Genomic DNA, 11,146 nt, shown 5'->3' on the forward strand with positions numbered 1-11,146 from the left:
AGGAAGATGGCTGCTTTCCACCGATCCCGTTTGCCTCAGTGTTTAAGCGTGCAGAAAAGGATGTAAGAATCCTATACTCGATTGTTGGTGTAATTGCACGGTAAATTTCACTTTGAAAGGTTTACATGGTCCTTCTACACTGGGATTTATATTCCTGTGTACGCTCTCCTAAGTCGTCGCAAGTTCGGCGCCCCTGGTGGCTCATAGGGAAAGGATTTCCGGCCTCAGTGTTTCGTAACCTCTGGGGTATCTTAGACCCGGCAAAGGAGTAAGCCAGTCAACATGTCATCAATCTCGGATAATCTCGAAATTTCATAGTTGTCTGAGGACAAAGAAAACTGAGTATCAATAGTTTTTACGAGGGAAGTTGAAAGGGTGCTTATTTGTTCCGGGTGTTCAACAAGTTTGATTGTCCCGATACATGGAGGAGAGCGATGAAACACCGTCTCGAAGCAGATCTGAACGCCACGATTACCCGCGATGACAAGGGCGTCATAAGGGCAATCACTTTTGCGGATACCGGCTCGGCAACGCAGATCGCCGCTTCGGCGAAATCCCATGTCCGCCAACTCGCCGGCAAAATCGGCATTGACATCGCGGAGCTCAGCGAGCTTGACCGCAAAGCGACCCATGTGGAGCCCAAAAAATCAGGCCCCTCCTTTCATCTTGCCGATGAAAAGACCTTTTTCGATACCACCACCTACGTCTATGCCCAGACCTACCTCGATACACCGGTCTGGGGCGCCGGGATCACGGCGACCAGAAATGATGAAAGCGGCCGCATCATCTCGATCGTCAACACAAGCATAGCGGGCATTGACGCCAAGCTCCCGCCTGCACGCGACATCAACCGCTACCGTAAACTTTTCTCCGCCGGCGAGTCAGGCCCCGGCGCTGAGGAAAGCGTATCTAAACAGGCGCTAGGCGCGGCAAAGGCGCAGCTCAGCGACATTCTCGGCTCATGCCTCGACAGCTACGGCAAGGGCAAAGACCGCTTGACGCCTGAACTCATCTCCGGGCGATTCTACATCTACCAGCTCGACCGCGCACGGCGCCAGCACGACCACCCGGAGCCACCGGAAAAGCAGGAGAAGTATCCCGTAGAGCCGATCGAGGGAGAACACCTCCCAACCCTGCCCCTCGCAAAACTTCCCGATTCCCTCGAGGACGGAAGCTGGCATCTCGTGGCCGAACTCATCATCCGGCTTCCCTACGAGGGGCATCGGATGAACTGGCGGTTCCTGGTCAGCGTCGCGACGGGGGACATTCTCTATCTGCGGGCGCTCACCTCCCACGTGAACGGGCTCGTCTTCACCTACGACCCGATCATTTCAACGGGTGACACGGCAAACGATGCCAGCCAAAGCAATGCGGTGCTCAATCCGTTGCGGGACGACGTAGAACTGCTCGGGCTGGATCCAGCCGTAGCCGGCACACAATCGCTTTCGGGTGAATACGTCCAAGTGATAAATGTGCACAATCCCAACATCTCGCCACCCACCCGGCCCGAGGGTGCGGATTTCGATTTCGACGTGCGCACCGACGAGTTCCTCGCCGTCAATGCCTACTATCATAACGACCGATTTTTCCGTCTGGTCGAGGATCTCGGTTTTCCCCTCAATACCTATTTCGATGGCACGAGCTTTCCGATCAGCGTTGACCACAGGGGGTTCGGCGGCAGCAACAACGGCCATTGCATCGGCGACGGGGACGGGATCGACCATACCTGCTACGGCCGGATCGACAACACCGGCGGGACGCCCACAGGCAATGCCTCGGACTGGTATCTGGTGCTGCACGAGCTTGGCGGGCACGGCATCCTCTATGACCATGTGAACTCCGCGAATTTTGGCTTTGCGCACAGCGTCGGCGACAGCTTCGGCATGATTCTGAACGATCCCTATTCCGGGTGGCACAATGGCGGTAACAACGACCGCTTCATGCTCTGGCCCTATTCCGCCCTGGGACGACGCTCAGACCGCGATCCCGCCGCCGGCTGGGGCTGGGGCGGTACCAATGATGTGGGCAGCTACTCGTCCGAGCAGATCCTGTCGACGACGCTGTTCCGCGCCTATCGCAGCATCGGCGGCGATTCCACGGCACTGACCCAACGCGAATTCTCGGCTCATCTCATGGCCTATCTGATGCTCCGCGCTGTCGGCACCCTATCGCCTGCCACGAACCCAAACTCCCCGGCAGGTTTCCTCGACGCGCTGCTGACGGCCGATGCGGGCGACTGGACGGCCCGCGGCCTCTCGGGGGGCGCCTACGAGAAGGTCCTCGAATGGTCCTTCGAAAAACAGGACCTGAACGACGGCGATCCGCCCCTCGTCGATGTCTATATCGATGACGGTCGCGGCGGCGAATACGAGTATCTCGCCGACCACCGGGCCACTACAGCAATCTGGAACCGGCATCAGCCCGATAACGGCGGTGCGCACCAGGATCCGGTGATCGGCACCAACTACGCCTATGTCCGGGTGAAAAACCGCGGCAGCTCGACCGCCAACCAGGTCAATGTCCGGGGCTTCCACTGCAAGCCGCTCGCGGGACATGTCTGGCCCACGGACTTCAAAACCATGGACACTTCTGAGATCGGCGCGCCCTCGATCCAGCCGAACGATGGAGAGGAGATCGTCGTCGGCCCCTTCGCATGGGTTCCGAACCCGAACGAAGATAGCGATGACAGCATGATGATGGTGGTCTCGGCCGAGGGCGATCCGGACAATGCGGACAAATACCATGCGGTACGCACCATCGAAGACTGGCGGCTCGTACCCAACGACAACAACATCGCGATTCGCACTGTGCAACTCCGCCCGCGGCTTGTCACCGTGCTGCCCGACGCCGGGGCCTTCATGAATGTATGCGTCGGTACATCAAAGGATATGATACTGACGCTCTCCAATAGCGGATTTGGCTTGCTTTCGATCACCAACATTGTTTCGAATTCGGGCGAATTTGTTGCGCCCGGTGTCAACGCCTACCCGATCGTGATCGATTCGGGAGACAGCATCGACATCCCCATACGTTTCCAACCCACCTCCTTCGGCAACAAGGCAGCGTTGATCAGAGTCTTCTCGAACGACCCCGGCGGGGTTCGCGTGCTCAACGTCTCTGGCAAAGCAGAACCGCCACGCCTAGTTTCGGTAATCGCGGACAATGGCGATTTCGGGAACACCTGCGTCGGGGACTTCACCGACAGGATGTTGACCCTTTCTAACAGTGCCCGCTGTCCGCTGACGATCCAGAGCATCGCTACTTCAAGTGCCGAATTTGTCCTGCCAAGCGTCCTGAGCTTCCCTATCGTGATCGGCCCAGGCGACAGCCTTCAACTCCCGATCCGGTTCCAGCCGTCCGGCTTCGGCGCCAAGGCGGGCACGCTCACGGTCAAGAGCGACGATCCGCAGGGACCAAAGACGATCCGTGTCAGTGGCACTGCGCCTCCGGGACGTCTCTCGATCACCGGCTCGACCTGCATTGGCGGCGTCAAGGCCTGCTGCGCAGGAGAGCGTACGCTCACCCTTGCGAACGTCGGTCCCTGCCCGCTTCACGTGGCGCATGTCGGCCTCGCACGGCCGAGTAAGTACTGGAAGCTGGTCAACAATCCCTTCCCTGCGACTCTCCAGCCGGGCGCAAGCCTCGATATCCTCATACGCTACAAAGCCGAGGAGAAATGCCCTCGCGCCCAGGGGCTCGTGATCAAGACCGACGATCCGGAGCACCCGAAAATAACCCTCGACCTTCTCGCCTACACCGTCTGGAAAAAGGCCCCGAGCAAGGATTGCGGCGAGTGCGGCTGCAGTGAGTGCTGCTGTGATCGAGGTTGTACCCCCCAAAGCCTCGATGCCTGTTGCTTCGACGAGGGTAGCACTGAGGAAGACGACGCTTGTTAACCCGCACTGCGGGGACCGTGTCTACGCGGTCCCCGCTGCTCAGACATCATCAGGTACTCTCTACGGCTTCTACCACAGATTCAATCTAAGTCATCGCGATATCGCCAGGTGCTCGTACACAAGCTGTGTATATCTGCTATTTTTTTTCTTCCGCAAACATGGTTCTAATTTGTATTGTGACAGGTTCCTCGCCGCCCTTAAGTATCCATTAAAAAACTTATGCTTGACTTGTCTGCTGCCAGCTGTCGGCTATCATTCTTTTGGTACCGAATCCGCGCAGCTATGGCGGTCAGAGGCGCTTGACGGGCCGGTCCGATGGCGGGTATAGATGCACAGGGAGCAGATGGCCGTGCCAGAGGATGAGAAGGGAGTTAGGGTACTAATCATAAAGAGGTATTCTGTCAGCACTATGACATTACGCGGTATTTAGAGTGGAGTGATCGAAAATGAGCGAGAATGACCCAACCTATCGTCGCTATGAAGATGGCGATGATGAGCACTATGACTGGGATAGCGATGTGGTGATTCAAGGTGAGTCCTACATCTGCCCGACCTATATCCAGCGCACGCCCCCCTGTCAGAATGCCTGCCCGTCAGGTCACGATATCCGTGGCTGGTTGTCGATCGTGCGTGGTTTGGATAAACCACAAGGCGACAAGCCTTGGCAAGCACATGCCTTCGAGCGCATGACATTGGCAAATCCCTTTCCTGCAATCATGGGTCGCGTATGTCCGGCTCCCTGTCAGAAGGGTTGTAATCGTAACGGCCTTGATGGCTATGTCGGAATAAACTCCATTGAGCAGTACATTGGCGATTGGGCACGGGCGAACAATCTCGCCTTTGCCAAACCTGAAACCGATAGCGGTAAGCGGGTCGCAATTATCGGGGGCGGGCCTGCCGGTCTGGCCGCAGCGCTGTTTCTGCGTCGCCTCGGTCATCGCTGTACCATCTTTGAGGAGCACAGCGCCCTTGGCGGCCAGATGGTATTCGGTATTCCCGGCTACCGCATACCCCGGGATGTGCTTGAACATGAGATCCAGCGTATCCTGGACGTGGGCGGTATCGATGCGAAACTGAACACGCGCGTGGGACGCGAGGTGAAGGTCGGGGTGTTGGAGAAAGCGTACGATGCCATCTTCTGGAGTGTCGGCACTGTGGTCGGTAAGCCGCTGCGTGTCGAAGGCGGCGAGGCCCCGAACTGTGTGGATGGGATGACCTTTCTGAAGGCCTTCAATGACGGTGCCCTGAAATACCTGGACGGACGTATCCTGGTAATCGGTGGTGGCGACACGGCGATGGATGTGGCCGCCGTGGCCAAGCGAATTGGCGAAGTGGCAAACCTCGAGGACTCGGAGCGCCCGGAAGCGGTGTTTGACGGTACCGGGAGCCAGAGTGACGACAAGACGGCCGAACGAACCGATTCCGCATGCTGGCTGGTCTATCGTCGTCCCATTGCCAAGGCCCCCTGCACCAAACACGAACTGGAGGCCTGCATTGCCGAGGGTGTGGAGATTCACGACGGTTTGGCGCCACTTGAAGTGATGCTGGATGAGCAGGGCCATGCCTATGCCCTGAAAGTGCAACCGGTCGACTGGTCCTCAGGCAAGATGGAGGCCGATGGCGAGCCGTTCGAGATCGAGTGCAAACTGATTGTCGCCGCCACCGGCCAGACAGGTGACTACGAAGGGATCGATGGCATCGCCAATGACTGGAATCTGATCGATGCCGACCGGAGCATGCAGGTCAAAGGGAAAGCAGGAAATTTCGTGGGTGGGGATGCGGTAAACCCTCACCTGCTGACAACCGCTATCGGCCAGGCCTCGATTGCGGTACAGAGCATCGATAATCACTTGCGTGGCCAAGCGGTCGATGAGCGCCCCAAAGTGGAAGGCCATCACTTTAATCTACTGCAGGAATTGTCTCAGAAAGATCTCTCACCGGAAGAGTACAATCATGGCCCGACCTGGGGTACCAACAGTGCCAAATGGTCTGTGCACAATTTTGAGAATCGTGCCGATGCGGATGTGGTCAAGAGTAATGCCATGTTCACGGGGCATTTTGCTTACGAGCCGTTGAACGCCCGGGATGAGATGGATGTGAATGCTTCCAACGTGCTGGGAAGCATGATCGAGCGCTTCACGGGCCTTTCCGAGGAGACAGCCGTCACTGAGGCAAAGCGCTGTATGAGCTGCGGTTTCTGCTTCGAATGCGACAACTGTGTCATCTACTGCCCGCAGGACGCCGTCTATCGCGTGAACAAGAATGAACGCGCCATGGGGCGCTATGTGGATACGGACTACGCCAAGTGTGTCGGCTGTCACATCTGCAAGGAGGTCTGCCCCACCGGCTACATCGAAATGGGTCTGGGTCAATACTAGGACCTGACGGTGACCGGTGTATTAATGGCCTGGAGCATTCCAGGCCGTGACTCTGGTCTGTAGTTGGGCCGTGTGTTGCGTTACTGCTTTTTAGGCTTCTCGATGCCCAGACGCTTCATGCGTGATGCCAGCGTGGTAGGTTTCAGGCCCAGCAGGTCCGCCGCCCCATCTTTGCCGAATACCTTACCGCCGGCCTGATTCAGTGCTTGCATAATCATCAAACGGTCACGGGCCACACGCTCATTCTCTGTCATTAATACGTTGCCCACCGCCTCCGGTTCCTCGTCCGGCGTCAACGCCGTCTTGACGATGGTCTCAGGAACCGGCAGGTCCAGGTGGAGACGCCCTGTTTGGGTGACGATGACCGCCCGCTCGATGATGTTTTCCAGTTCGCGGACATTACCCGGCCAGCGATGGCTTTTAAGGCGTCTGACGTCACTTTGGCTGAGATGAATATCCCGCTTGTTGAGTTTACGGCATATGGTGTGCAGGAAATGGCTTGCCAACAAGGGAATATCCTCGGGACGTTCCCGCAGGGGAGCCAAGTGGATGGGGAACACCTGCAGGCGGAAATAGAGATCTTCGCGAAAGTTTTTTGCAGTCACCTCGGCTGCCAGGTCCTTATTGGTGGCGGTGATGATGCGCACGTCCACGCTACGGGTCTTCTCCTCGCCGATACGCTCGTACTGTCCCTCCTGCAACACCCGCAACAACTTGCCCTGTAACTCAAGAGGTATCTCGCCCACCTCGTCAAGAAACAGGGTGCCGCCGTCGGCCAGTTCGAACCGCCCTGCACGGTCCCGTGTGGCGCCGGTGAAGGCGCCCCGTATATGGCCGAAGAATTCGCTTTCGAACAGATCGCGGGGTATGGCTGCGCAGTTGACCCGGATCAGAGGCCGATCGCTACGTTCGCTGCTGACATGTATGGCTCTGGCTATGAGTTCCTTGCCGGTGCCCGACTCGCCTGTGATCAGGGTGGTGGAATTTGTCGGTGCGACCAACTGAATCTTTTGGATAACCTGACGTATGGCTGAGCTGCTGCCGATTATCTCCCGGTAGTTGTGCTCGGTGCGGATTTCTTCCTGCAAATAGGCATTCTCTTCCTCCAGCCGCCGCTGCAGGGATTTGACCTGCTCGAGGGCGCTGCGCAGATTGTTTTCAGCCTCCTTGCGATCACTGATGTCGCGAAAGATGATCACCGCTCCGATGAGCATGCCATGTTCCACGATGGGTGTGCTGGTGTACTCCACGGGAAATACGCTACCGTCCTTGCGCCAGAATACCTCATCGTCCACGTGGTGCACGGTACCATCATTGAAAGCGGCGTAGATAGGACAGTGTCTGACGGAGTAGTGGGAACCGTCAGGATGTCTGCAGTGCACCATCTGGTGCATATTCTTACCCACAAGCTCATCGGCATTGTAGCCAAGCAGGCGTTCGGCGGCTGGATTGATGAAGGTGGTGATACCATCCGCATTGACACCGTAGATACCGTCACCGGCTGCCTGCAGGAGTAGTTGGTTGCCCTGTTCGATCTCATGGAATAGCTGTTCGTACTTGCGCCATTCCGCGAGGCCCCGGCGCACATAGTCGTTGGCGTCGGCTTGTTTACGCAGTCCCTCCACAACCTCTCGATCTTGCAGGGTGGCGCTCAGCAGTACCTGGTCATTGTGGGTCACAGATCGGGCGTTGCACTCTACCGGTATCACTCTGCCACTGCGGGTCCGGCAGCTGAGTTCATTGGTCCAACAAAACCCTTGCACCATGACCGATTGGGTGAACACGACCAGTGCGCTCAACCCCCCGTTGAATAACCAGCTGGGTTTGCTTTGCAGCAGTGTTTCCATTGGAAATCCCAGTAGGTCCATAGCTGCTCGATTAGCATCGACCATACGATTCTCAACCGGATCGAATACAAGTGTTGCCGTGGGGTGCTGGTCAAAGAAGTTGTAAAACATCGGCCATCCGGCATCTTTGGAATGCCTGGTATCCGGGAGGTTGTGGGTTTTAACCTCTGTATCCGATAGGTTCATATGAACAGACCTCAATATTCACTGAGATACTACAAAATCTCGTGTTTTCGATTACGTGTTTTCGTGATTTACGTATTTTCGTAGTCCCGTAAGTCACCGCTATTTCTGATGTATTTCCCAACTAAACAGCAGCTTACGTTTGAATTTTATAGTTGGCACGGTAGCTGCAATTCTCTTGTAAAGACGGGTGCGCTTCGGAATTGATTCAGCGCCGTCAGTCCGTCCAGGTACGCACAAATTTTGTGCGGTTTTGGTAGAGGTTGTGCGTCCCTGCACCAGTATCGTCCCTGTTTCGCGTTCAACGGCGGGTTTGTGAACCCGCACTTCGAAAAGGGCAGGAACCGTGCCATGCAGGTGGCTGACCGCATCGCCGACGTTTGAATCGAACAAGCTACAAGGGGTTTAACATGGCAAACAAAAGTCTCGGCAATCCGTTTGATGCGGATACCGATCTTCAGCACGGTCCTGCGTGCAACTGCCCCATCTGTGTTTTTCAGAAGGAGCAGATCCAGAGTAACTACGAATGCAGTGAAACCGAGTTGACCGAGCGATTGGAACGGGTGGTCTTTGAAGGCATCGCCACACCCGGGATGCATGAGTTGGCGGCTGCGGAACAGGCCGAGATCGCTGTCGACGAATCAGCGCAGACGGCAGTTGAGGATCCCAATCCTCTCGAGAGCTCCGAAGATGTCCTGGACCGGGTCGTCGAGAGTGCGGTGGTGCGTGGCATCTTCGGACACGACGATATGAGCCGCAGGGATTTTATGCGCCTGGTGGGTGGTGGCGCCTTCGCAGCCATGCTCGGCAGCATGCTGCCCATGGATGAGGTCAAAGCGGCAATCAAGGACAATCTGGGCAAACCGGAAAAGTCGAAGCTGAAGGTCGGATTCGTGCCGATCACCTGCGCCACGCCTATCATCATGGCTCATCCCATGGGCTTCTATGCCAAATACGGCCTGGATGTGGACGTCATCAAAACGGCTGGATGGGCGGTGGCCCGGGATAAATCCTTGGCCAAGGAGTATGACGCCAGCCACATGCTGACGCCGATGCCACTGGCCATCACCATGGGTTCCGGCTCCACGGCGGTACCATTCCGTATGCCTGCGGTAGAGAATATCAACGGCCAGGCCATCGTGCTGCACGTCAAACACAAGGATAAACGCGATCCTAAGGATTGGAAGGGCTTCAAATTCGGTGTGCCGTTCGACTACTCCATGCATAACTTCCTGTTGCGTTACTACGTGGCGGAACACGGCATCGATCCTGACAAGGATATACAGATCCGTGTGGTACCGCCGCCGGAAATGGTGGCTAACCTGCGGGCCGGCAATCTGGACGGTTACCTGTCGCCGGATCCATTCAACCAGCGGGCGGTATGGGAGAAGGTGGGATTCATTCACACCCTCACCAAGGATATCTGGCCGGGCCATCCGTGCTGCGCTTTTGCCTGCTCCGAGGAGTTCGCCACCACTCTGCCGAACACCTACGCGGCGTTGCTGAAGTCCATAGTGGATGCCACCGCCTACTCCTCAAAGCATGAAAATCGCAAGGAGATATCTAAGGCCATCGCACCAAAGAACTATCTCAATCAGCCGGTGCCTGTTATCGAACAGGTGTTGACCGGTAAATACGCAGATGGTTTGGGTAAGGTGCATAACGTCCCAGATCGAATCGATTTCGACCCCTTCCCATGGCACTCCATGGCGGTCTGGATCCTGACCCAGATGAAGCGTTGGGGCTATGTGAAAGGGAATGTGGATTACAAGAAGATCGCGGAAGAGGTCTATCTGGCCTCCGATGCGGGACGCATGATGAAGGAGCTGGGTTATCCGGTACCGGATCATACCTATGAGTCCTACGAAATTATGGGTAAGGCGTTCGATCCGGCCAAACCCGACGCATATGTCCAGAGCTTCGCCATTAAACGTTAGACCGTGAGTCGGCGGGGTCGGGGGGTCTCTTCCACCCGGCCCCTTAACAAAACAGAGGGGAAACCGAAGTTATGCTGCAGTCTCTAAACATGCGAGCCACAGTGCTGGCCGTCACTTTCCTGGCCGTCATGCTCGGCCTCTGGGAAATGGCCAATCAAGCGCCGCAAGCGAAGAAGGCATTGACCGAATATGAGATCCTCATGGGCGGTGCCGACCAGGAGGCGCGAGTACCGCCACCGTCCAAGGTCATTGGTCTGGCAGTGGATGAATTGTCCGATCCCTTCTACGACAAGGGTCCCAATGACAAGGGTATCGGCATCCAGCTTGGCTACTCCATCTATCGGGTCCTGGCCGGTTACTTCATGGCGGCCGTTATCGCCATACCGGTCGGCTTCCTGATCGGCATGTCGCCGTTGATCCAAAAGGCATTGAATCCCTTCATTCAGGTGTTGCGTCCCATCTCACCGCTGGCCTGGATGCCGCTGGCCCTTTTTATCATCAAGGATTCGGAGGCCAGCTCTATCTTTGTTATTTTCATCTGTTCCATCTGGCCGATGTTGATCAACACGGCTTTCGGCGTGGCCAATGTGCGCAAGGACTGGCTGAATGTGGCCCGTACACATGAGCTGTCGCCCGTGCGTACCGCATTCACCGTGATCCTGCCGGCGGCGGCACCCACAATTCTCACCGGCATGCGTATCTCCATCGGCATCGCCTGGTTGGTCATCGTCGCTGCCGAGATGCTGGTGGGTGGCACGGGGATCGGGTATTACGTGTGGAACGAGTGGAACAACCTCGATCTCACCAGCGTTATTTTCTCCATTCTGATGATCGGTATCGTAGGCATGCTGCTAGATATGGCGTTGTCCGGTGCCACCCGTCTGGTCACCTATAAGGAATAACGA

Annotated in this window: 5 protein-coding genes; 4 read left to right on the forward strand and 1 reads right to left on the reverse strand. The window is 56.6% G+C overall.

The features are described from left to right. Positions 1-434: 434 nt before the first annotated feature. Together AB8516_RS13115 and AB8516_RS13120 are read left to right on the forward strand one after the other, a co-directional pair. Positions 435-3,896 (forward strand): choice-of-anchor D domain-containing protein, encoded by a 3,462-nt coding sequence (locus AB8516_RS13115; protein WP_369161275.1) that lies wholly within the window; start codon positions 435-437, stop codon positions 3,894-3,896. A 446-nt stretch (positions 3,897-4,342) separates the two neighbouring features. After that, positions 4,343-6,274 carry an NAD(P)-binding protein gene (locus AB8516_RS13120; RefSeq protein ID WP_369161277.1) on the forward strand — a complete coding sequence of 644 codons (1,932 nt, stop codon included), beginning with the start codon at positions 4,343-4,345 and terminating at the stop codon, positions 6,272-6,274. Between the two features lie 80 nt (positions 6,275-6,354). Here the strand turns inward: AB8516_RS13120 and AB8516_RS13125 are convergent, their stop codons facing one another. After that, positions 6,355-8,307, reverse strand: a complete 1,953-nt coding sequence (locus AB8516_RS13125) for a sigma 54-interacting transcriptional regulator (protein WP_369161279.1) — start codon at positions 8,305-8,307, stop codon at positions 6,355-6,357. A gap of 407 nt (positions 8,308-8,714) precedes the next feature. Here AB8516_RS13125 and AB8516_RS13130 point away from each other — a divergent pair, with 407 nt between their 5' ends. After that, the gene (locus tag AB8516_RS13130) at positions 8,715-10,241 is read left to right on the forward strand and encodes a CmpA/NrtA family ABC transporter substrate-binding protein (RefSeq protein WP_369161281.1); all 1,527 of its coding nucleotides are present in this window, start codon (positions 8,715-8,717) and stop codon (positions 10,239-10,241) included. 71 nt (positions 10,242-10,312) lie between these two features. Further along, complete coding sequence (gene ntrB / locus AB8516_RS13135; protein WP_369161283.1) at positions 10,313-11,143, forward strand: nitrate ABC transporter permease; 831 nt, start codon at positions 10,313-10,315, stop codon at positions 11,141-11,143. Positions 11,144-11,146: the final 3 nt, after the last annotated feature.

The organism is Candidatus Thiodiazotropha sp. LNASS1 (assembly GCF_964212655.1).
In the GTDB taxonomy this organism is placed as follows: domain Bacteria; phylum Pseudomonadota; class Gammaproteobacteria; order Chromatiales; family Chromatiaceae; genus Thiodiazotropha.